Origin of the sequence: Salinicola peritrichatus (assembly GCF_003206715.1) — a bacterium.
In the GTDB taxonomy this organism is placed as follows: Bacteria; Pseudomonadota; Gammaproteobacteria; order Pseudomonadales; family Halomonadaceae; genus Salinicola; species Salinicola peritrichatus.
In genome coordinates, this window is sequence record NZ_PZJU01000010.1 from 114995 (window position 1) to 136406 (window position 21412).

Annotated in this window: 17 protein-coding genes and 2 tRNA genes; 8 read left to right on the forward strand and 11 right to left on the reverse strand. The window is 61.7% G+C overall.

Features of this window, described 5'->3' with window-relative positions:
• Window positions 1–28: 28 nt before the first annotated feature.
• Window positions 29–484, forward strand: a complete 456-nt coding sequence (locus DOM57_RS06080) for a GAF domain-containing protein (RefSeq protein WP_110648332.1) — start codon at window positions 29–31, stop codon at window positions 482–484.
• A 9-nt stretch (window positions 485–493) separates the two neighbouring features.
• Here DOM57_RS06080 and DOM57_RS06085 read toward each other — a convergent pair whose 3' ends face one another.
• The 5 genes from DOM57_RS06085 to glpK form a co-directional block, all read right to left on the reverse strand.
• Window positions 494–1327, reverse strand: a complete 834-nt coding sequence (locus DOM57_RS06085; RefSeq protein WP_110648333.1) for an HDOD domain-containing protein — start codon at window positions 1325–1327, stop codon at window positions 494–496.
• Between the two features lie 261 nt (window positions 1328–1588).
• A tRNA-Val gene (locus DOM57_RS06090) sits at window positions 1589–1665 on the reverse strand.
• 34 nt (window positions 1666–1699) lie between these two features.
• Window positions 1700–1776, reverse strand: a tRNA-Val gene (locus DOM57_RS06095).
• Window positions 1777–2020: 244 nt separating this feature from the next.
• The gene (locus DOM57_RS06100) at window positions 2021–2749 is read right to left on the reverse strand and encodes an MIP/aquaporin family protein (RefSeq protein WP_110648334.1); all 729 of its coding nucleotides are present in this window, start codon (window positions 2747–2749) and stop codon (window positions 2021–2023) included.
• Complete coding sequence (gene glpK, locus DOM57_RS06105; RefSeq protein ID WP_110648335.1) at window positions 2746–4251, reverse strand: glycerol kinase GlpK; 1506 nt, start codon at window positions 4249–4251, stop codon at window positions 2746–2748. Before glpK ends, DOM57_RS06100 begins: the two co-directional genes overlap by 4 nt.
• A 294-nt stretch (window positions 4252–4545) precedes the next feature.
• Here glpK and DOM57_RS06110 point away from each other — a divergent pair, with 294 nt between their 5' ends.
• From DOM57_RS06110 to DOM57_RS06120, 3 genes are all read left to right on the forward strand, one after another.
• Window positions 4546–5361, forward strand: coding sequence for a DeoR/GlpR family transcriptional regulator (locus DOM57_RS06110; protein ID WP_110648336.1), 816 nt, complete (start codon window positions 4546–4548; stop codon window positions 5359–5361).
• A gap of 239 nt (window positions 5362–5600) precedes the next feature.
• Window positions 5601–7127, forward strand: coding sequence for a glycerol-3-phosphate dehydrogenase (gene glpD / locus DOM57_RS06115; protein WP_110648337.1), 1527 nt, complete (start codon window positions 5601–5603; stop codon window positions 7125–7127).
• A 100-nt stretch (window positions 7128–7227) separates the two neighbouring features.
• Window positions 7228–8304: an endonuclease/exonuclease/phosphatase family protein gene (locus tag DOM57_RS06120; protein WP_110648338.1), complete on the forward strand. Its 1077-nt coding sequence runs from the start codon at window positions 7228–7230 to the stop codon at window positions 8302–8304.
• A 168-nt stretch (window positions 8305–8472) separates the two neighbouring features.
• On the opposite strand, the gene DOM57_RS06125 is transcribed toward DOM57_RS06120, so the two are convergent.
• Together DOM57_RS06125 and DOM57_RS06130 are read right to left on the reverse strand one after the other, a co-directional pair.
• Window positions 8473–9852: a class II fumarate hydratase gene (locus DOM57_RS06125; protein WP_110648339.1), complete on the reverse strand. Its 1380-nt coding sequence runs from the start codon at window positions 9850–9852 to the stop codon at window positions 8473–8475.
• A gap of 184 nt (window positions 9853–10036) precedes the next feature.
• Window positions 10037–11164, reverse strand: a complete 1128-nt coding sequence (locus DOM57_RS06130) for a zinc-dependent alcohol dehydrogenase family protein (protein WP_110648340.1) — start codon at window positions 11162–11164, stop codon at window positions 10037–10039.
• 289 nt (window positions 11165–11453) lie between these two features.
• Here DOM57_RS06130 and DOM57_RS06135 point away from each other — a divergent pair, with 289 nt between their 5' ends.
• Complete coding sequence (locus DOM57_RS06135) at window positions 11454–12554, forward strand: phosphotransferase family protein (protein WP_162619459.1); 1101 nt, start codon at window positions 11454–11456, stop codon at window positions 12552–12554.
• Window positions 12555–12612: 58 nt separating this feature from the next.
• Complete coding sequence (locus DOM57_RS06140; protein WP_110648342.1) at window positions 12613–13029, forward strand: secondary thiamine-phosphate synthase enzyme YjbQ; 417 nt, start codon at window positions 12613–12615, stop codon at window positions 13027–13029.
• A gap of 155 nt (window positions 13030–13184) precedes the next feature.
• Here the strand turns inward: DOM57_RS06140 and DOM57_RS06145 are convergent, their stop codons facing one another.
• The 3 genes from DOM57_RS06145 to DOM57_RS06155 all read right to left on the reverse strand — a co-directional run bounded on the left by DOM57_RS06145 (window position 13185) and on the right by DOM57_RS06155 (window position 17952).
• Window positions 13185–14957, reverse strand: coding sequence for an IlvD/Edd family dehydratase (locus DOM57_RS06145; RefSeq protein ID WP_110648343.1), 1773 nt, complete (start codon window positions 14955–14957; stop codon window positions 13185–13187).
• Window positions 14958–15050: 93 nt separating this feature from the next.
• Window positions 15051–16451, reverse strand: coding sequence for a GntP family permease (locus DOM57_RS06150; protein WP_110648344.1), 1401 nt, complete (start codon window positions 16449–16451; stop codon window positions 15051–15053).
• Window positions 16452–16743: 292 nt separating this feature from the next.
• The gene (locus DOM57_RS06155) at window positions 16744–17952 is read right to left on the reverse strand and encodes an aldose epimerase family protein (RefSeq protein ID WP_110648345.1); all 1209 of its coding nucleotides are present in this window, start codon (window positions 17950–17952) and stop codon (window positions 16744–16746) included.
• 163 nt (window positions 17953–18115) lie between these two features.
• On the opposite strand from DOM57_RS06155, the gene DOM57_RS06160 reads away from it, so the two are divergent.
• On the forward strand, window positions 18116–19105 hold the full coding sequence (locus DOM57_RS06160) for a LysR substrate-binding domain-containing protein (protein ID WP_110648346.1): 990 nt from the start codon (window positions 18116–18118) through the stop codon (window positions 19103–19105).
• Between the two features lie 99 nt (window positions 19106–19204).
• On the opposite strand, the gene DOM57_RS06165 is transcribed toward DOM57_RS06160, so the two are convergent.
• Complete coding sequence (locus tag DOM57_RS06165; RefSeq protein ID WP_110648347.1) at window positions 19205–20485, reverse strand: NAD(P)/FAD-dependent oxidoreductase; 1281 nt, start codon at window positions 20483–20485, stop codon at window positions 19205–19207.
• A 141-nt stretch (window positions 20486–20626) separates the two neighbouring features.
• Between DOM57_RS06165 and DOM57_RS06170 the strand changes: the two genes are divergently transcribed.
• A complete protein-coding gene (locus tag DOM57_RS06170; protein WP_162619460.1) occupies window positions 20627–21388 on the forward strand; it encodes a lipopolysaccharide kinase InaA family protein in 762 nt (253 codons plus the stop codon).
• Window positions 21389–21412 lie beyond the last annotated feature (24 nt).

Here is a 21412-nt window from a genome sequence, read left to right on the forward strand (position 1 = left end):
TTTTTCGTTTCCGCCTTGGATATCGACAATGACCGACTACGATTCTCTGGAACGCCAGCTGACCGCGCTGCTGGACACTCGCGACTGGCTGACCAATGCGGCTCAGACCAGCGCCTTTCTGATGCAGCAGCTGGCGGATCTCAACTGGGTCGGGTTCTACCTGCAGCGCCAACCCGAAACGCTGATTCTGGGGCCGTTTCAAGGCCAGCCGGCATGCAATCCGATTCCGTTCTCGCGCGGCGTCTGCGGCGCGGCCGCGCGCTCGCGCCAGACCCAGCGCATCGACGATGTTCACGCCGTGCCGGATCATATCGCCTGCGATGCCGCTTCACGTTCCGAACTGGTGGTTCCGATCGTCGTCGATGATAACGTATGGGGTGTGCTCGATATCGACAGCCCCGTTCCTTCGCGCTTCAGCGCCGAGGACCAGGTTGGTATCGAACGCCTGTGTCGCGTTTTCATTGCCGCCAGCGATCTGGGCTGAGCGCCAACATCACTCCAGAAAAATATGCAATTCGTCGTCCGCTCGGATGACCTGCAGAATCTCTTCGTAAAGCGCCAACAGATCGAGCGCCAGGGGACGCCGAACGTCCCGCGGCATTTCCCCCAGCGCGTGTTCCTCGCGGTGGCCGCTGGCAATGCCGTGGTAGAGCCCGATGGCCAGATTGACCGCCGCCGCATAGGGCGAGAACGGCACCGCCTCCAGCGGCTTGTCCTGGTAGGTCAATGCGGTGCAGATGGTGTCGGGGAAGCGCCAGCGGCGACCCAGTTCAGCCCCGACGTCACTGAAGGTGTAGCCGAACTGGTTGGCTTCCAACTCGCCGCGCGGAGCCCCCTGCTCGACCAGCGCGTCGATTCGCGGCATCACATCCGGATGGCCGATATGCATCAACGCCGAGCCGACATGATGCAGGATGCCGCAGGTGAACGCGGTTTCCGGCGCCAGGCCCTCCAGGCGACTGTGACGGACGATGGTTCGACTGATGCTGGCGACCATGAAGGACTCCCGCCAGAAGGCCTTGCGGTCCAGCCCCGGCACATCCTTGAGCATGCCGACCATGCCCGAGGCGATGACCAGGGTACGCACGCGATCGAATCCCAACAGCAGCAAGGCATCGTCGATCGTGGCCACATTGCGACCGACACCGTAACGCACCGAGTTGGCCGAGCGCAGCAACTTCAAGCTCAGGCTCGGGTCCTTGCGGATGCTCGCCGAAACCCGATGCGTGCTGATTTTTTCGTTATCCAGACTGGCGATCAGTTCAGTTACCACAGCGGGAACGCTAGGCAACAGATGAATCTTCTCGAAGAGGGAATCCAGTGGCATGGCGGGCACTCCTGCGATGCTGTCATGGTAGCGATCCAGTACATAAAAGTCGCGCTATGGCCGCGGTGCCAGAGACGAAAATCCCGCCGACGTTGCGGCGGGAAGATCATCGAAACATGCCATGAGTCAGAAGTCAGCAGTTCAGTTCTCCTGCCACGACTTCATTAGCTCTTCATAAGGGACCGTTCTCCCTTGAGTTTTTTCATTTTGGCATCGAACGGATATAAAAAAACCTCAAGCCTTGGCTCGAGGTTTGGGGTCTGGTAGGACCGAGCGGATTTGAACCGCTGACCTCCACGATGTCAACGTGGCGCTCTAACCAACTGAGCTACGGTCCTGAATGATCGATGGGTGTCACAGGCTTGGGCAACATGGTAGGACCGAGCGGATTTGAACCGCTGACCTCCACGATGTCAACGTGGCGCTCTAACCAACTGAGCTACGGTCCTATTCTTACCTACGCCCCTTCCCTACTGCTTGTTCCAGCGCTTCTATTTACCGGCAAGCTCGCCGTGACGACGGATGCGAATTCTACCCATGCCGGCGCGGATTGCAACCCTCTGATGGCAAAAAATTCACCGCCAACTCGTTGTCATGCCAAGACTATTCACCTCTATCGCCACCCCTTGGACGGCTACCGGCGAGTTTGACATCGCCATGGCATGGCGGCATCGGTACGACCCCGCAGCGCCTTCAGACCGGCAACAGGCGTTGCCACAACAAGGCGGCCGCTACCGCGCCCAGAATCGGACCGATGATGGGCACCCAGGCGTATTGCCAGCCGGAATCGCCCTTGCCGTGAATGGGCAGGACGGCGTGCGCCAACCGAGGACCCAAGTCGCGTGCCGGATTGATCGCATAGCCGGTGGGCCCGCCCAGCGAGAGTCCGATCGCCCACACCAACATACCCACGAGGTAAGGCAGCAAGCCATCCCCGATACGCCCGGAGCCGGCAATGGCCCCGATACCGAAGATCAACACCAGCGTGCCGATCAATTCGCACAGCAGATTGCCGGTGCGGTGCGCCACTGCCGGATCCGTGCAGAAGACGGCGCGCTTCAAGGCGCTGTCCTCGGTACGACGCCAATGCGGCAGGTAAGCCAACCAGACCCCGATGGCACCGGTGAACGCCCCGGCCATCTGCGCCGCGATCATGAAAGCAACCATGCGTGCGCTGTCATGGATGCCCAGAATCCATTTGGAAAGCGTCACCGCCGGATTGAGGTCGGCCTGTGGTGAACCGGTCGCCATGGCCACGAACACACCGATCATCACCGCAAACCCCCAGCCGGTGGCGATCACGATCCACCCCGAGCCATTGCCTTTGGTGTCGGTCAGCAGCACGTTGGCAACCACACCGCCCCCGAACACGATCAGAAACATCGTGCCAAGGAACTCACCACGCACGATTTCCCAGATCATGCGCAGCCCTCCGTATCCTCTCTCTGCATGACGCGTGCGATCGCATCCAGCCAGCCGTCGTAGAGGCGTTTGCGCTCCTCCTCCGGCATGCGCGGCTCGAAGGTGCGCTCGCAATTCCATAAGCCGCTGATTTCGTCGAGATCGGCATACCAGCCGATGTGCAATCCGGCCAGATAAGCCGCGCCAAGCGCCGTGGTCTCGAGAATCGTCGGGCGGTCGACCGGCACGCCCAGCATGTCGGCGAGGAATTGCATCACCCAATTGTTGCTCACCATGCCGCCATCGACCCGCAGGCGGTCGATACTGGCTTCGATATCGGCATCCATGCATCCCTGGAGATCGCGTGTCTGATAACAGACAGCCTGCAGCCCCGCAGCCACGATCTCGGCAATGCCCGTATCGCGGGTCAGCCCGAAAATCGCCCCGCGAGCCTGCGGATCCCAATGCGGCGCGCCGAGACCGGTGAAGGCCGGCACCAGATAGACGCCATGCCCCATTTTCGTGGTGCGCGCGAGCGCCTCGGTCTCGGATGCCGTACCGAACAGCTTGAGCCCGTCACGCATCCACTGCACCGTGGCCCCGGCGACGAAGATACTGCCCTCCATGGCATAGGTCGGCTTGCCGTCGAGCCGATAGGCCACCGTCGTCAACAGACGGTTGTGCGATACCTCGGGCGTATCGCCGGTGTTCATGATCATGAAGCAGCCGGTGCCGTAGGTACTCTTGCACATTCCCGGCGAAAAACAGGTCTGCCCGATCAGCGCCGCCTGTTGATCGCCGGCAATACCGGCAATCGGGATCGGGCCACCCAGCAACTGCGGATCGGTGATACCGAATTCGGTACTCGAATCGAGCACCTCCGGCATCAGCGCACGTGGAATTTCGAACAGCTCGAGCAATTCGTCATCCCACTGCTGGGTATGAATGTTGAAAAGGCAGGTACGACAGGCATTGGTGGCATCGGTGACATGGACCTTGCCGCCCGTCAGTCGCCACAGCAGAAAGCTGTCGATGGTACCGAACGCCAGCTCGCCGCGCTCGGCCCGCTCCCGAGCGCCCTCGACGTTCTCGAGCAACCAGCGCAGCTTGGTCGCCGAAAAGTAGGGATCGATCAGCAGGCCGGTACGTTCCTGAATGAAATTTTCATGCCCCTGTCGGATCAACCGTCGGCAGTAATCGCTGGTGCGGCGGTCCTGCCAGACAATGGCGTTGTACAAGGTTTCCCCGGTCTTGCGATCCCAGAGCACCGTCGTTTCGCGTTGATTGGTGATGCCGATCCCGGCGATCTCGTCGGAAGACACTCCCAGGTTCCGCATCACCTGACGACAAGTCCGCAAAACGGACTGCCAAATGTCTTCGCTGTGATGTTCGACCCAACCGTCATGCGGGAAATGCTGGGCGAATTCCTCCTGGGCGACGCCGGCGATCTGCCCTTGGCGATCGAACAGTATGGCCCGCGAGCTGGTCGTGCCCTGATCGATCGACAGAATATATGAGGCCATCGTTCCACTCCATGTCAGACAAGCCTGCCTTGACGGTTAATTCAGGCTCGAAACAGCGACCGTCAAGGTTCGTTTCAGTACCATAAACCCTATTTTTATTTTCGTTTGACAACAATATAAATTCGCTTTTCAACACTTAGACCATCGTCTATACCCTTGATCGCCATCGGGAGCGTCGAAGGTCACGGCGGCATCCCGCATTTCTGCCCTGGTCTGGTAAACTCGGGTCACGCGACATCTCGGCTCGCCGGGTCAGCAAGCTATCGCCAACCATCGCCCAAGTGCGGATCGAACATGACACAACAGGAACGCCACGAAGCCATTCTCGACTTGGTCAGACGCCAGGGCTATGCCTCGATCGAACAGCTGGCGAAAACCTTCGATGTCACTCCACAGACCGTGCGCCGCGATCTCAACCAGCTGGCCAACGATGGCGCGATCAGACGCGTCCATGGTGGCGCCGGTCTCGAATCCAGCACCGTCAATACCGCCTACCACACGCGCAAGACCCTGAATCTGGATGCCAAGCGACGCATCGCCGAACTGCTTGCCGCACAGATTCCCGACTCGTCATCGCTGTTCATCAACATCGGCACCAGCAATGAGTTCATTGCCGAAGCGCTGTGTCAGCATAGCGGGCTGGAGGTGATTACCAACAACCTCAACGTCGCTGCCATCCTGCAGCACAAGACCGATTTCAACGTTATCGTGGCTGGCGGCCAGGTGCGATCCCGCGACGGCGGCATCATTGGCGAAGCCACCATCGATTTCATCAACCAGTTCAAGGTCGACTACGGCATCATCGGTATCAGCAGCATCGACCGAGACGGCTCGTTGCTGGAATTCGATTACCAGGAAGTCCGGGTGGCTCAGGCAATCATTCGCAATTCCCGCCAGGTGTTTCTGGCCGCCGACCACTCCAAATTCCATCGCAATGCGGTCGTGCGCCAAGGCAATCTGGCACAGATCGACGCTTTCTTCACCGATCGCCAGCCACCCGATGCCCTGCTGCGACTCATGCGCGAGCACGGGGTGGCCCTGCATGTCGCCAGCCCGCAGGAAACCGGCGAAGAGGTCGACAACGACCGACTGGCACTCGCCGACTCCTGACTTCCCTTCCCCTTGTGGCTGCCCCCCTCGTGATTGGTTCATCCCGGTCGGTGTTTCGGCGCGACCGCGGCTCCGCGACGTGCGCTCTCCTTTAGTCAAGGGTTCATCAACGCCTGCCAAATACGGTTCTTGTCTACGGGCGAGGCATTTCGTCCTTGATGTTCGAAATCGATTGCATTATTTTCGTTTTCGAAAACCGGATCGGCAACGATAGGTTCGAGTGACGCGCGGAGGACGACATGAGCTCAACATTGCAGCATAACGTTTACGATCTCGTCGTCGTCGGCGGCGGTATCAACGGCACCGGCATCGCCAATGACGCCGCGGGTCGCGGCCTGTCGGTATTACTTTGCGAGCAGGCGGACCTGGCCAGCGCCACTTCATCGGCCAGCAGCAAGTTGATTCATGGTGGGCTGCGCTATCTCGAGCATCGGGAATTTCGTCTGGTCCGGGAGGCATTGCGCGAGCGCGAGGTCATGCTGCGCAAGGCGCCCCATATCGTCTGGCCATTGCGCTTCATTCTCCCGCATCAGCCGCATCTCCGCCCCGGCTGGATGATTCGGGCGGGACTGTTTCTCTACGATCACCTGAGCCATCGCGACAGCCTGCCGCATGCCAAACGCCTGGCCTTCGGCAGCGACAGTCCCTTGGTACCCACGATCAAGCGCGGTTACGAATATTCCGACTGCTGGGTCGACGATGCCCGCCTGGTCGTGCTCAATGCGCTGCAGGCACAAGAGAAAGGCGCCGATGTGCAAGTGCGTACGCGTTGCACGCAAGCGCGTGAAGAGAACGGACAATGGGTCATCACGCTGGAAAATCAGCTTACCGGGGAACGCAGCGAACATCGCGCCAGGGTCCTGGTGAATGCCAGCGGACCTTGGGTGGAATCCTTCGTCAAGGGCAACGCCAAGCGCGAATCCCGTTATGGCATCCGCATGATCCAGGGCAGCCACCTGATCGTGCCACGGCTCAACCAGGACGAGCGCGCCTACATCCTGCAGAACCGGGATGGCCGCATCGTCTTCGTACTGCCCTATCAGCAGCACTACAGCCTGATCGGCACTACCGACCGGCGCTACCGGGGCGATCCTTCCGCCGTCAGCATCACCGACGAGGAGATCGACTATCTGATCGACGTGATCAACTCGCACTTCGTCAGGCAGCTCGGCCGCGACGACATCGTCGCCACGTACTCCGGGGTACGCCCCCTGTGCGATGACGAGTCGGAAAACCCTTCGGCGATGACCCGCGACTATACGCTCGATCTCGATCGCCACGGCGCGCCAATGCTCTCCATCTTCGGCGGCAAGATCACCACCTATCGCAAGCTCGCCGAAGCGGCACTACATAAGCTCGGATCGGTATTGCCGCACATGGGCCGGGCCTGGACGGCCGACGCCCCCCTGCCCGGAGGCGATATCGGCAGCCGCAGCGACTTCTCCGAGCGCCTGATGCGCGAATATCCTTTCCTCGGCCAGCAACGCGCGGATCGCTTCGCCGCCAGCTACGGCACGCTGTGCCTTCGGTTCCTGGAAGGCAAGCAGAACCAGGAGTCGATGGGCCAGCATTTCGGCGCCGGACTCACCCGCGCGGAGGTCGATTACCTGATCGAAAACGAATGGGCGCGCTCGACCGACGACATCCTCTGGCGACGCAGCAAGCTGGGGCTGGCGTTCTCACCCGAACAGCGCGAGGCGCTGCAGCGCCATCTCGAATCCCACCCGTTGCTGGCGACCGTCCACGGGCATACCGCGCTCGCCTAATATCGTGCTCGCCTGAAGGTAGCCGAAAGCAGCCCACGACCGGCTTTTCTCCGCCGCGCCGGAATGGCACGCTGTACGTTTCGCCACGAGGAGTAACCCGTTGCTCCAGATTCTGCTGACCCTGCTCGGCTGCCTCGTCCTGCTGATCACGCTGGTTCCCTATCTGCGCATCCGCCACTGGAGCGTTCGCGGTTTCGATTTCCCGCTGCTGCAGATCGCCAGCATGGCCACCGCCCTGGCCTTGGTTCAACTCGCCGCCGGACCAAGCCATTGGTGGCATTGGGGTGGCATTGTCGCGAGCCTGCTGGCCGCCGTTATCCAATGGTCGCGCATCTATCCGTGGACGGTGCTGGCCAGACGCATCGTGGTCAGGAGCGGCCCCCACGCACCGGACCGTGAACTCAAGCTGCTGATATCGAACGTGCTGATGCCCAACCGGCAGGCCGAGAAACTGATTGCCCTCGTTCGTTCTCACCAACCCGACCTGCTGCTGACCCTGGAATCCGACCAGTGGTGGGGCGAACAATTGGACGCCGCTATCGGCGCAGAGATGCCGGACGCGGTGCGCGTCCCCCTCGACAATCTCTATGGCATGCATCTTTACTCGCGCCTGCCGCTGGAAGACGTCCAGGTCAAATGGCTGATCCAGGACGACATCCCCTCGATACATGCATGGGTTCGGCTGAAAAGCGGTGGCAGGATCCGGCTGCATGCGCTGCATCCACGCCCTCCGGCTCCATCGGAAAGTGACGAATCGCTGTGGCGGGACGCCGAACTCCTGCTGGTCGGCAAGGAGATCGCCAAAAGCGCTCACCCCACCGTGGTCGCCGGAGATCTGAACGATGTCGCCTGGTCGCGCACCACCAAGCTCTTCTGCAAGATCAGCGGCATGCTCGATCCACGCCGCGGGCGAGGTCTGTACAGCACCTTCCACGCCCGCTATCCATTGTTGCGCTGGCCATTGGATCACGTTTTCGTCACCGAGCACTTCACTCTGGTGGCCATGCAACGCTTGCCGGAGGTCGGCTCCGACCACTTCCCGATTCTGATCTCGCTTTGCCACAATCCGTCGCGGGCCGACGAGAACGAGCCCGAACAAGCCGATGCCGAGGAGCGTCGGGACGCCGAGGAGACGGTCGAAGAAGCGCAGGAGCGCCACGGAGAGGAGCCAGTCTAAGGGCCTGTTCACACTAGCGCCGCGAGCCGCGTTGCTGCGTCAATGCGTTCAGGCAAGGCGCCGGACGCCGATAAGGGCGGTTTCCTTATCCAGTCGCGCAACGAAGCCTGGGCGTATTTGACGCCACCCGGACGGTGGCGTCGATTCTGTGTTTCTCCCTATTCAGGCTTATTCGGGAATACCGCCCTCAGTCAACTTGGCCGGATCGAGCAGGCGCTCGAGCTCCTGGCGAGAGAGATCGGTCTCTTCCTCGGCCACGTCGATGATCGGGCGCCCGGCCTGGTAGGCCTTCTTGGCCACGGCGGCGGCGGCGTTGTAGCCGATCACCGAGTTGAGCGCGGTAACCAGGATCGGGTTCTTGGAGAGTGGCGTCTCGATGTTGTCGCGGCGCACATTGAAGGTGGCGATGGCGCGGTCGGCCAGCAGGCGGCTGACGTTGGTCAGCAGCTTGATCGAACCCAGCAGATTGTGAGCAATCAGTGGCAGCATCACATTGAGCTGGAAGTTGCCGCTCTGGCCGCCCACGGTGATCGCGGTGTCGTTGCCGATGACCTGGGCCGCGACCTGGGCCGCGGATTCCGGAATCACCGGATTGACCTTGCCGGGCATGATCGAACTGCCCGGCTGCAACGCCTCCAGCTCGATCTCGCCCAATCCTGCCAGCGGACCGGAGTTCATCCAGCGCAGGTCGTTGGCGATTTTCATCACCGCGCAGGCATAAGTGCGCAGATGCCCGGAGAGTTCCACCGCCGCATCCTGCGATGCCAGGCTGGCGAAGAAGCTGTCGTTGGGGCGGAATTCAAGATGGGTGGCGCTCGCCAGTTTCTCCGCCACCTTGGCGGCGAATTCCGGATGGGCGTTGACGCCAGTGCCGACGGCGGTCCCCCCCAGGGCCAGGCGGGTGATCCGCTTCAGGCCATCTTCCAGCCGCTCGATGGCCTGGCCCACCTGACTGGACCAGCCGCCGAGTTCCTGGCCAAGGCGTACCGGCATGGCATCCATCAGGTGGGTTCGCCCGGTCTTGACCACGTCGTCGACGGCGTTCGCCTTGTCGTCGATGGTCGAGCGCAGATAATGGAGCGCCGGCAACAGGCGCTCGCGGACCTGCACCGCCGCCGCCAGATGGATGGCGGTCGGGATCACGTCGTTGCTCGACTGGCCCATGTTGACGTGATCATTGGGACCGACGTCCAGGCCATCGCGGCTCGCCAGGTGCGAGATCACCTCATTGACGTTCATGTTGGTCGAGGTACCGGAGCCGGTCTGAAACACGTCGATGGGGAACTGGTCGGCATGCTTGCCTGCGATGATCTCGTCGGCCGCGGCGACGATCGCCTTGGCGCGTGCCTCGTCGAGCAGGCCAAGCTCCTGATTGACCTCCGCCGCTGCGCGCTTGATGTGAGCCACCGCCGCGATGAATTCGGCCGGCAGCGGCTGGCCGCTGACCGGGAAATTATTGACGGCGCGCTGCGTCTGGGCCCCGTAGAGCGCACTCTCGGGAACTTCCAGCTCGCCCATGCTATCGCGCTCGACGCGTGTCTGAGTCATGACCTTCTCCTATGAATGGCGAATAAAATGCCGTAAGACTCTCGCTCAGCAGCCGGTCGGCGGCGTGCCGATTCTATCGCCGGCATCGCCGCTGCGCATACGCCCGGCCGAAAGGCAGGCAATACGCGTCTGTCTATTTGCCGCTTTTCCCGGCCGGTTTCAAGTCCCGGTACTGGCGAAGCGCTCAGTCGAACTCGATCACCTGGCGAATCGCCTCGCCGCTGGCCAGGCGATCGAAACCGAGATTGATCTCGTCGAGCCGCAGGCGATGGGTCAGCAGACGGTCCACCGGTAACCGGCCGGACTGATAGAGGGCAATGTACTCGGGAACGTCGAGCGACGGCACATGGCCGCCCAGATAGGAACCCTTGAGCGTGCGCTCCTCGGCCACCATGCGCGTTGGGCTGATGGCAAAGCGAACGTCGGGATGAGGCAGGCCCGAGGTGACCGTGACACCGCCGCGAGCGGTGGACTCGTAGGCGAACTCCAGCGCCTTGGCTACGCCGGCGAATTCGGCCGCGATATCGACTCCCCCGCCGCTGATCTCGCGTACCTGCTCGATGGCGTCCGCGTCGGCACTGTTGATTACATGAGTGGCACCCATCGCCTTGGCGGTTTCCAGCTTGTCGGGGGCGATATCGGCGGCGATCACCTGACGCGCGCCACCACCGACCGCGCCCATCACCGCCGCCAGGCCGACACCACCGAGCCCGACCACCAGTACCGACTGCCCCAGGCGCAATCCGGCCGTGTGCACCACGGCCCCGACACCGGTCAGCACCGCGCAGCCGAACAGCGCCGCGATGTGGAACGGCAGTTCAGGATCGATCTTGGTCAACGAACGTCTGGAAGCGACGCTATATTCGGCGAACCCGGAGACACCGATATGGTGATAGATCTTCTCGTCGCCACGATGCAGCCGCATGCCCCCGCCGAGCAGATGGCCGGCGGTATTGGCCGCCGCACCCGGGCTGCATAACGCCGCACGCCCGGAAAGACACGACGGGCAGGTACCGCAGCTGGGCGCGAAGGAGAACACCACATGATCGCCCGGCACCAGATCGACGACGCCCTCGCCGACCTCCACCACCTCGCCGGCGGCCTCGTGACCCAACACCATCGGCAGCGGACGCGGGCGGTCGCCATTGATCGTCGACAGATCCGAGTGACACAGGCCGGCAGCGCGCATCTTCACCAGCACCTCCCCCGGCCCCGGCCCGTCGAGCTCGACCTCCTCGATCGCCAACGGCACCGACTCACGATAGGGACGCGACTTTTCCATTTCGCGGATCACGGCGGCACGAATCTTCATGGGTATCTCCTTGCGGGAAGAACAATGGTCAGAACCGATCGAATGGCTCCAGCCTATGCCGAAATCGACGCCGTCGGGCTACGACCATGGTCTCCCCCCCGTACATCGGGCCATCCTCGTCGAGTGATGAAGACCCTGTCTCGAACAGTACAGCGTGCGCTTGGTCTCGCCCCTATCCATGGCTAAACTATCCATGACCAAACTATGAACGAATCATGATCATTTGGTGACCGTCGTTCGCGCGGGCATCCAACCGGTGTTTCCACAAAGGGACTTCATGGATAGACGCGTGAGCAAGATTTCTACACTGTCTTCGGGTTCGGGCTCCGCGCGAACTCTCGATCGATTGAAGCGCATCGCCACGCCGCCGGCGCGTCACCAGGGAATCTTCCAGCGAGATCTCCCCTCCAATGGCGCGGGGGTCAATTACGTTCGACACCATCAGTGGAAGCTGGATGACATCGGAAAAAGCTGGGATGTGGTGGAAAAATCCATCCGCAAACTTCCTTTTTACCGTAGTCGGGAAGCGAGATTCTATCGGCATTACCCTATGCTTCGGTCATGCCGGAAAATTTTCTATCCATCACTCCTTGGCATCGTCGAAACGCCGTTCACGTCCCACATCTATTCGCAGTACATCGAGGGGTCCAAACCCGTCAGAGCCAAAATGGTGAACGTCGCCGCGGCGGGAATCGCCGAACTGGAAGCGGTCTCTTCCCGCTATATCGAACACGCATCGGCCACATCGGCGCTGGACTTCTGGATCATGGATTTTTTCCGCTGGCCCTACATGCGTCATACCCGCATGAACTATCAATGCTTCCTCGGCAATCTCGATCGCCTACCGTTGCCATCCGAGCAAGTACGTCACTATCGACAGCGTCTTGGAAAGTTCAAGTCGTGGCTCAAGACACGAGCGGCCGAGGCGCGTAACAGCGTTCGCTGTATCTGTCATCTCGATTATGCCGCGAAGAACATGCTGATGGCGAAAAACGGTCTTTATTTGATCGACTGGAGTGAAGTCAAGATCGGGCGCATAGGGTTCGATGGAGGCGACTATCTCAGCAAACTTTTCATCCATACCGACCTCGAAAGCTTCCATGCGTTGCGCAAGCTTTTCGAGCAGGAATATGCATTGGCGGTCGATGACGACGATCTGCTGCCGATTGCGCATCGCAATCGTCAATATCTCTTCGCTATCCTGGCGCTATGGCGCTGTCTCCAACGTCAGGTGATCGACGTATTCATCGATAAAGAGCAGTCATCGACATTGCTGGACAAACTCGACTATCTGCTCGCCGAACCTGAACGAGAATGGCGTGCCGACCGTGATTCACAGGCCGAGGCATCCCACTTCGTCGCTGGCAATGTGGTCACCTCCGGCGCATAGTCATAATCTGCTAGCAGTTTTGCCCGCCGACAAACCATTGATCCATCGGAGAGACACCATGTGGCAACGCCATCGACTTTCGCTCGAACCGCGCCCGCGGGGCTTTCACCTGGTGACCGACGAGATCCTTGGCGCCCTGCCCGATCTCGGCGAGATCCGGACGGGGCTTTTGCATCTACAGCTGATGCATACCTCCGCCTCGCTGACCCTCAACGAGAACGCCGATCCCGACGTGCGCCATGACATGGCGCTGTTCGCCAGCAAGCTGGCGCCGGAAAATCTCTCGGGTATGCGCCATACGCTGGAAGGCGCGGACGACATGCCCGCTCATGTGCTGGCCAGCCTGTTCGGCACCGAACTGACGCTGGCGGTGGAAAGGGGTCGCCTGCTCACCGGTACCTGGCAGGGCATCTGGCTCGGTGAGCATCGCGAGCGTGGCGGTGCCCGGAAGGTCACCGCCACGCTGATGGGGTAACGAAAGGTTCTGCGCTCATTCATACTGCGTTAAAAATTGGTTCCCAATACTCATTTACACCTTCGTAAACTCCGTCTGGTCACCAATTTTTGCCTTGTCTGAATATCGCTCGAATACTTTCGTCCTTTTCTGACTGAACTCGACTCTCTGCCAGCTCAATGGGAATGTCGCGGCACCTCCGCGCCGCGACAGCCGCGCAGGAAGTCGAAATCACAGCCTTCGTCGGCCTGCAGCACCCGCTCGATATAGAGCTGGCGATAACCACCGGCCGTGGCGATCTGGTTCGACGCCGCCATCGGATCGGCTTCCATCAGCCGCCGGGCGATCTCGTCGGCATCCACCTCCAGTTCGAGCGAACCGCTGTCGCAGTCGAGCGAGATCCAGTCGCCGTTTCTGACCGCCGCCAGCGGCCCGCCGGCGGCCGCTTCCGGCGCCACGTGCAGCACCACCGTACCGTAGGCGGTACCGCTCATGCGGGCGTCCGAGATGCGCACCATGTCGGTGATGCCCTGTTCGAGGATCTTCGGCGGCAACCCCATGTTGCCGACTTCGGCCATGCCGTGATAGCCGCGCGGGCCACAGTGCTTCATCACCAGAATGTCGTTGGCCTCGACATCGAGATCCGGGTCGTTGATGCGCGCCTTGTAGTCGTCGAAGTTCTCGAACACCACCGCGCGACCACGATGTTTCATCAGCTCGGGGCTCGCCGCCGAAGGCTTGAGTACCGCCCCGTTGGGCGCCAGATTGCCGCGCAGGATACATATGCCGCCATCTTCGCGCAGCGGGTTATCCAGCGGACGGATGACGTCGTCGTTGTAGAGCGGCGCGTCGGCGACGTTCTCCCACAGTGTCTTGCCGTTGACGGTGAGCGCCTCCTTGTGCGGCAAGCGGTCGGCCTCGCCGAGACGCCGGAGCACCGCCGGCAAACCGCCCGCGTAGTAGAACTCCTCCATCAGATAGCGCCCGGAGGGCTGCAGATCGACGATTGTCGGCGTGCCGCGGCCGATGCGGGTCCAGTCGTCGAGATCGAGATCCACGCCGATACGCCCGGCGATCGCCTTCAAGTGGATGACCGCATTGGTCGAACCGCCGATGGCGGCATTGGTGCGAATGGCGTTCTCGAACGCCTCCTTGGTGAGGATCCTCGAAAGCTTCAGGTCCTCGTTCACCATCTCGACAATGCGATTGCCGGAGAGGTGCGCCAGCACGTAGCGGCGCGAATCGACCGCCGGAATCGCCGCGTTGTGCGGCAACGACACGCCCAGGGATTCCGCCATGCAGGCCATGGTCGAGGCGGTGCCCATGGTGTTGCAGGTGCCGGCGGAGCGCGACATGCCGGCCTCGGCGGCCATGAAGTCGTGCAACGAGATCTTGCCCGCCTTCACTTCCTCCGACAGCCGCCAGACGACCGTGCCCGAACCGATGTCCTGTCCCTTGTGCTTGCCGTTGAGCATCGGCCCGCCGGTGACCGCGATCGCCGGAATATCGCAGCTCGCCGCGCCCATCAGCAGCGCCGGAGTGGTCTTGTCGCAGCCGACCAGCAGCACCACGCCATCGATGGGATTGCCGCGGATCGCCTCCTCGACATCCATGCTGGCAAGGTTGCGGGTGAACATCGCCGTCGGCCGCAGGTTGGACTCGCCGTTGGAGAACACAGGGAACTCCACCGGGTAGCCGCCCGCTTCCAGCACGCCCTTCTTGACGTGTTCCGCCAGCTTGCGAAAGTGCGCGTTGCAAGGCGTCAACTCGGACCAGGTGTTGCAGATGCCGATGATCGGCTTGCCCTGGAATTCATGATCCGGAATGCCCTGGTTCTTCATCCAGCTGCGGTACATGAAGCCGTTCTTGTCGGCGCTACCGAACCACTGGGCAGAGCGCAGCTTGGGTTTTGCAGCTGGTTTCTTTTCCGATTGTGATGAATTGCTCATGGTTGTCTCTCCTCGAGTCGTCGCCCCGCCCGAACTCCCCGGCCCAGGCTCGCAGGCGACGTAAAGTCACGCCGATTCGCGCCGATTCGCTGGCTACAGCAGCGCGAACACCACCCAGGCCAGGCCGAACGCCATCAGCGAGATCGCCGTGGAGATCACCGTCCAGGTCTTGAGCATGGTCTTGGTATCGACTCCCAGGAAACGTCCGACCAGCCAGAAGCCCGAGTCGTTGACGTGGGAGTAGCCGATGGCGCCGGCAACGATCGCCACCGTGATACAGGCCGCCGGCAGCCCGGCAAGCGTCGGATCTCCCAGCACCACCGGTGCCATGATCCCCGCCGCCGTGGTCCCTGCCACGGTGGCCGAACCCTGGGCGACACGGATCACCGAAGCGATTACGTAGCCGGCGACGATCACCGGCAGGCCGAAGGCCTGGAGACTGTCGGCCAGGGCATCGCCGATCCCGCTGGCGGTGAGCACCCCACCGAACATGCCCCCGGCGCCGGTGATCAGGATGATGCTGCAGACCGGCGCCAGCGCCTGTTCGACGATCTCGTTGATCGAATCCATCGCGCCGCGCTGCTGGGAACGGATCACCAGCAGCCACATCGCCACGCAGGTGCTGATCAGCATCGCAATGGGCGTCTCGCCGATCACCATGAGCCCCTGAACGAGAGGATTGTCAGCGTCGATCGCACCGCCTTGGGCCAGGGTCGACAGGCCGGTATTGAGGAAGATCAACACCAGCGGCAACAACAGCACCAGCAATACGGTGCCGAAGGCCGGGCGCTGCTCGGTGGGGATCTCCTCCTCTTCGCCGCCCATCAGGTCGGGCACCGGCTGAAAAGGCGTGCGGTTGGCCAGCATCAGCGACAGGCGATAGCCCATCAGGTACCAGGTCGGCAGCCCGACCAGCAGCGCGATGAACAGCACCTTGCCAATGTCGGCCTGCAGGAACACCGCGGCGGCCACCGGCCCGGGATGCGGCGGCATCAGCGCATGCATGACCAGGAAGGCACCGGCCGCCGGCAGACCGTAGAGCAGCAACGAGGCCTTGAGTTCCCGCGCCACCGAGTAGATCACCGGCAGCATGACCACGAAGGCCGCGTCGAGAAAGATCGGGAAGCCGAACAGCAGACAGGCGATCGATAGCCCCAGCGGCGCCTTGTCCCGCCCGAACAGGCGGATCAGCGTATCCGCGAGCACCCGGGCACCGCCGGAAACCGCGACCAGACGCCCAAGCACGGCACCGAAGCCGATCAGCAGTGCGACGTTGCCCAGCGTCTTGCCGAAGCCCGCGAGCAACGTCGGCAACAGGTCGGCCACCGAAATACCGGTCGCCAGCGCGGTGCCGATACTGACGATGACCAGCGCGAAGAAAGGATGCAGACGCACCCGGATGATCAACAGCAATAGAATGGCGATGGCGAGAGCGGCGATACCCATCAGACCCAGCGTGGAAAAACCCGCCGCCGCTTGTGTGGTTTCCTGCATGACGTCCTCCTAACGGTGCCACGGCCGTGACCCTTTCTATCGATCGATGGGCCGTGGAAACGCCAGACGGTAGCGTCACCAGCCGATAACCTTGTAATGCCAAATATCATCTCTATTGATATGCATTAGGTTATCGATACTCGATCAGGCGCATGATGTCATGCCTTCGCCGAAGGAAATGCCTCATAACGCCGCGACAAAAGTCGCAGACCTTTATTCGGACGCGGAGGTTCGCAACCTCATTGCCGACCGTTCCTCGACCGTCATTTTCCGCCCTGTCCGCCATCGGCGATCAGTCCGCCTGCGTCGAGAAGCGATAGACGGTCTGGCTTTGATAGCTGTCGCCGGGCTTAAGGATCGTCGAAGGGAAGTTCGGTTGATTCGGGGAGTCGGGAAAGTGCTGCGTCTCCAGCGCGAAACCGGAGCGCCGCGTGTAGAAGCGCCCGCTCTTGCCCCGAAGATCGCCATTCAGGGAATTGCCGGAATAGAACTGCATGCCCGGTTCCGTGGTCGCGACCTCCAGGACCCTGCCACTGTGTGGTTCAACGACCCGCGCGGCCGGCATCAGCCCCGTCGGCTCTCCAGGGTTATGCGCCAGCACGAAGTTGTGATCGTAGCCCTTGGCATAAGCCAATTGCGTGTCGGTCTGTCCCAGGCGCGCGCCAATGGCAGTGGGCTCTCTGAAATCGAACGGGGTTGCAGTGACGTCGGCGATCTCGCCGGTGGGAATCAACGTCTCGTCGACCGGCGTATAGGCGCTGGCATTGATCGACAGCACGTGATCGAGAATGCTGCCGCTGCCCTCGCCCTGGAGATTGAAATAGCTGTGCTGGGTCAAATTGACCGGCGTGGCCTGGGTGGTTCGAGCGCGGTAATCGATGACCAGTGCGTCATCGTCGGTCAACGTGTAGCTGACCCGCGTCGCCAGCTCGCCGGGATAGCCCTCCTCGCCGTCGGCGCTGGTGTAGGTCAACACCAGCCCCTTGCCGTTCGCGGACGAAAAAGGCTCGGCACGCCATAACCGCTGGTTGAAGCCGCGGTTGCCACCATGCAGCGAGTTGGGGCCGTCGTTGGTGGGGAGTCGGTAGGTCTTGCCATTCAGTGTGAAGCGGCCATTGGCGATACGGTTGGCGTAGCGGCCGATCAGGGCGCCAAAGTAAGGATTGGCCTGCTGATAGGCCGGTGAGAGATAATCGTCGAGCGAATCGAACCCCAGCACGATGTCTTCCAGGTGCCCGTCGCGATCCGGGGTCTTCAGCGAGACGATGATGCCACCGTAGTTGATCACGCGCATTTCGATGCCGTTGCCATTGGTTATCCGGTAGCAATCGACCTCGCGGCCATCCGGCAGCGTGCCGAACCTGGAACGCTCGATCCCCGGCGGCAAGGTCATCGGCGTTGCACCGTCCGGCGGCATCGTGGCTGCCGAAGCCTGACTGACGAACAGCGTGAAAAGATAGGCCCCGACGCTCATGGGGGCGGAAAAAGCAGGACGGTTCATGGATGACTCCCTGTCGAGCGCAATGGCTTTTTCTGATCGCGGAGAAGGCTCCACGTTGTGCTTTTATGTGCCTTTACACCCTAGTCCGTGCATCCGCGGTTGGCTACGCGAATCCCCTGTGGTTTCCTCTCAACAAACGTCGAATAGGCGAACGTGTCACGTCATGAAATCTCGCTCCTCCGTGCTCTTGCCAGCGGACTGGTTTTTGAAAGTCCGGTTGAAATTCCGCCATCTGCAGTTGTTCGTCGCGCTGGACGAGTGCCGCAATCTGCATCGCGCTGCCGAACGCCTCGGTATGAGCCAACCGGCCGCCTCCAAGTTGCTTGGCGATCTCGAAACGCTGCTGGGGGTTTCGCTGTTCGAGCGCCATTCGCGCGGGGTGACGCCCAACTGGTACGGGGAAAGCCTGATCCGTCACGCGCGCGGCATGCTGACGTCGTTGCATCAGGTCAGCGAGGAGATCAATGCTCTGAACGAGGGCAACGCCGGCATGGCTTCGATCGGCACGGTACTGGCACCCGCCGTGACCCTGTTGGCCACGGCGGTCGAGCGGGTACATCGGGACGCCCCGCACCTGAAGGTGAACATCGATGTCGACGTCAGCCGCAATCTGGTGCCACGGCTACGCGACGGTGAATTCGATTTCGCCATCGCGCGCATCCCCGGCGACATGCCGGCCGGCGATTTCGTATTCGAGGAGATCAGCGAAGAAGCACTGTGCTTCGTCTGTCGCGCCGACCACCCGCTGTCGAACTCGCCCGCCGCCCCGCTGGAGGCGTTGCAGGATTATCCATGGGTGCTGCAGCCGACCGGGTCGCTGATGCGCCAGCGGGTCGAGCATCTGTTTCTGCATTACGGGCTCGCGCCGCCGCAGCGAATCATCAACACCGCCGACATCTATATGACCCTGGCCATGGTCGGCAAGTCCGACGCCATCACCGTCACCTCCCGCGAAGTCGCCGAACTGCTCTGCTCCCCGTCGCGCTTCGCGATCCTGCCATCGCCGGAGACCTTGAGCGTGCAGCCGTTCGGCCTGATCAGCCTGCGCGAACGGCGCATGTCCCCGGGCGCAGCGAAAGTGATGACCACCTTGCATCAGATGATTCGTGAACGACGCATGCATGCCGACCTGTCGAAGAGCGGCGATGGTTAACGGCAGCCCCAAGCGACGTTGTATCGTGCAAATACCGCATGGCCGGGGCTAGCGCTTGTCGCGTTAGCCGGCTTTTACAACCTATCCCGAAGCCGGCTTTTACAGCCTATCCCGAAGCCGATAGAAGGTTGTCGCCAGCGCCAGCAGCGGCACCCGCCAGCGCTCGCCTCCCGGAAAGCGCCGGTGATCGATCGCCGCGAAGCAATCGAAACGCTCGGCCTGGCCGCCGATCGCTTCGGCGAGAATCCGCCCGGCCAGGCCGGCCAGCGACATGCCGTGTCCGGAGTAGCCCTGGGCATAATAGAGATTGCCGCCGAGCCGGCCAAAATCCGGTGCACGGTTGAGCGTGATACCGACGTCACCGCCCCAGCGATAGTCGATCCTTACGCCACGCAAGAGCGGGAACAGTGTCTGCATCTTCTGCCGCATGCGGCGATCCAGGCCGCGCGGCTCGCGACCGGTGTAGCTCACTTCCCCGCCGTAGAGCAGACGACGGTCGGCGGAGAGCCGGTAGTAGTCGAGCACGAAATTGGCGTCGGAGACCGCTGGATTGCTGGGCAGAATGGCGTTCGCCACCTCTTCGTCCAGGGGCTCGGTCGCGACGATGTAATTGGCGGCTTTCATGACGCGACCGTTCAATGCCGGAATCAGGTTGTCGAGATAGGCATTGCATGCCACCACCACGAAGTCGCAGCGCACCGAGCCGTTGGGCGTGATCACGCGAGCCTTGTCGCCCTGCTCGACCCGCAGTGCCGGCGTCTGCGTGTGAATGAAGGCCCCCGCCATTTGCGCGGCACGCGCCAGTCCCAAGGTGTAATTGAGTGGGTGCAGATGGCCGCCCTCGGCATCGTAAAGGCCCCCCAGATACTGCTCGGTGCGGACATGGGCCTGTAGCTCCTCGCGATCCAGCCACTGCTCGCCGTGATAACCGAAGGTTTCCGCCATGTAGTCGGCGTGTGCCCGCATGGCCTTGACGTGGCGCGGCTTGACCGCAGTGTGCACGTAGCCCCAACGCAGATCGCAGGGGATGGCGTGGCGCTGGATCAACTGCTCCGTGAGTCGGACCGACTCACGACTCATCTCCCATAACCGCTTGGCATCCTGGCGCCCCACCGCCTTCTCGATCACCTCCATCTCGGTGCCGAAGCCCGGCAGTATCTGCCCTCCGCTGCGGCCCGACGCGCCATGGGCGAGATCAAGGGCTTCGAGCAACACGACGCGGTAGCCATGCTCGGCCAGATGAAGTGCCGTGGAGCAGCCGGTCACGCCGCCGCCGATGACACAGACATCCGCCACGTGGTCACCCGCCAGGGGCGGTGACGGTTCGAAATCGACGAGACGACTGGCGAGATAGTAGGAGTTGGGAACCTGTGGTGACATGGAAAACCTAAGGTCTGCTTAAAACGTTGGTAACATTGTTACTACCATCATCCTGCTGACGGCTTACTCAGGAGGATGAATATCGGATGTTTTTCCACGGCAAATCGTGGACCGCTTCAACGATCTACCAGGACTTTCGTCGTGCAACGCTTCATGTCTCACCGCTACCAGGCCTTCTTCGAACACCACGACCTGACCGATTTCGATGCATTCTGGTCATTATCCTTGACGCCCGTCGATGTTCCAAACCTGGAGCGAGGCGGCCATTCCGAGGTCGCCAGGATCACCCTCGAAGCCACAGGAAGAACGCCCCGCACCTTCTTCGTCAAGCGCCAGACCAACCATATCGGGCGCAGCCTGCAACGCCCTTTCGGCGAACCGACCTTCGCCCGCGAGGCACGCAACATAGAGACCTTTCAGCGCCTGGGCATTCCCGCTCTGGAGAGTGCCTATTACGAAGAACGCAAGCGCTCCGGCCAGTGGCAAGCGATCCTGGTCACGCCGGCTCTGGAGGGTTACACCGACATGGTCGAACGCCATGCCCAGTGGCACGCGACTGACGAAGCCACCCGAAAAGCCACCGTCGAAGCCTGCGCCGGCTTGCTGCGCCAATTGCATGAACGGCGCTGGCGCCACGGCAGCTTGTATGCGAAGCATGTCTTCCTGCGCTCCGACGATACCGCGCCTGGCGGATTCGACGCCAGATTCATCGATCTCGAGAAGTCGCGTCCGCTGATCAACGCCCGCCGTGAAAAGCGCCGTGACCTGGCGATCTTCGCCCGCCGCCTGACGGCCTGGCGGCCCGACGAATGGCAACGCTTCCTGAGCCACTATCTGAACCGGCCGGCTCACAGCCTAACCGTTCGAAATCTTCAACAGGCTTTACATCTTGCCGGTGATTGATACGCGCTTACGTATCGAACACCA

Bases quoted from the DNA above. Each gene is read 5' to 3' on its own strand.
- DOM57_RS06080 (WP_110648332.1), top strand. From the start codon at position 29: ATGACCGACTACGATTCTCTGGAACGCCAGCTGACCGCGCTGCTGGAC.
- DOM57_RS06085 (WP_110648333.1), bottom strand. From the start codon at position 1,327: ATGCCACTGGATTCCCTCTTCGAGAAGATTCATCTGTTGCCTAGCGTT.
- DOM57_RS06100 (WP_110648334.1), bottom strand. From the start codon at position 2,749: ATGATCTGGGAAATCGTGCGTGGTGAGTTCCTTGGCACGATGTTTCTG.
- glpK (WP_110648335.1), bottom strand. From the start codon at position 4,251: ATGGCCTCATATATTCTGTCGATCGATCAGGGCACGACCAGCTCGCGG.
- DOM57_RS06110 (WP_110648336.1), top strand. From the start codon at position 4,546: ATGACACAACAGGAACGCCACGAAGCCATTCTCGACTTGGTCAGACGC.
- glpD (WP_110648337.1), top strand. From the start codon at position 5,601: ATGAGCTCAACATTGCAGCATAACGTTTACGATCTCGTCGTCGTCGGC.
- DOM57_RS06125 (WP_110648339.1), bottom strand. From the start codon at position 9,852: ATGACTCAGACACGCGTCGAGCGCGATAGCATGGGCGAGCTGGAAGTT.
- DOM57_RS06130 (WP_110648340.1), bottom strand. From the start codon at position 11,164: ATGAAGATTCGTGCCGCCGTGATCCGCGAAATGGAAAAGTCGCGTCCC.
- DOM57_RS06140 (WP_110648342.1), top strand. From the start codon at position 12,613: ATGTGGCAACGCCATCGACTTTCGCTCGAACCGCGCCCGCGGGGCTTT.
- DOM57_RS06145 (WP_110648343.1), bottom strand. From the start codon at position 14,957: ATGAGCAATTCATCACAATCGGAAAAGAAACCAGCTGCAAAACCCAAG.
- DOM57_RS06150 (WP_110648344.1), bottom strand. From the start codon at position 16,451: ATGCAGGAAACCACACAAGCGGCGGCGGGTTTTTCCACGCTGGGTCTG.
- DOM57_RS06155 (WP_110648345.1), bottom strand. From the start codon at position 17,952: ATGAACCGTCCTGCTTTTTCCGCCCCCATGAGCGTCGGGGCCTATCTT.
- DOM57_RS06160 (WP_110648346.1), top strand. From the start codon at position 18,116: ATGAAATCTCGCTCCTCCGTGCTCTTGCCAGCGGACTGGTTTTTGAAA.
- DOM57_RS06165 (WP_110648347.1), bottom strand. From the start codon at position 20,485: ATGTCACCACAGGTTCCCAACTCCTACTATCTCGCCAGTCGTCTCGTC.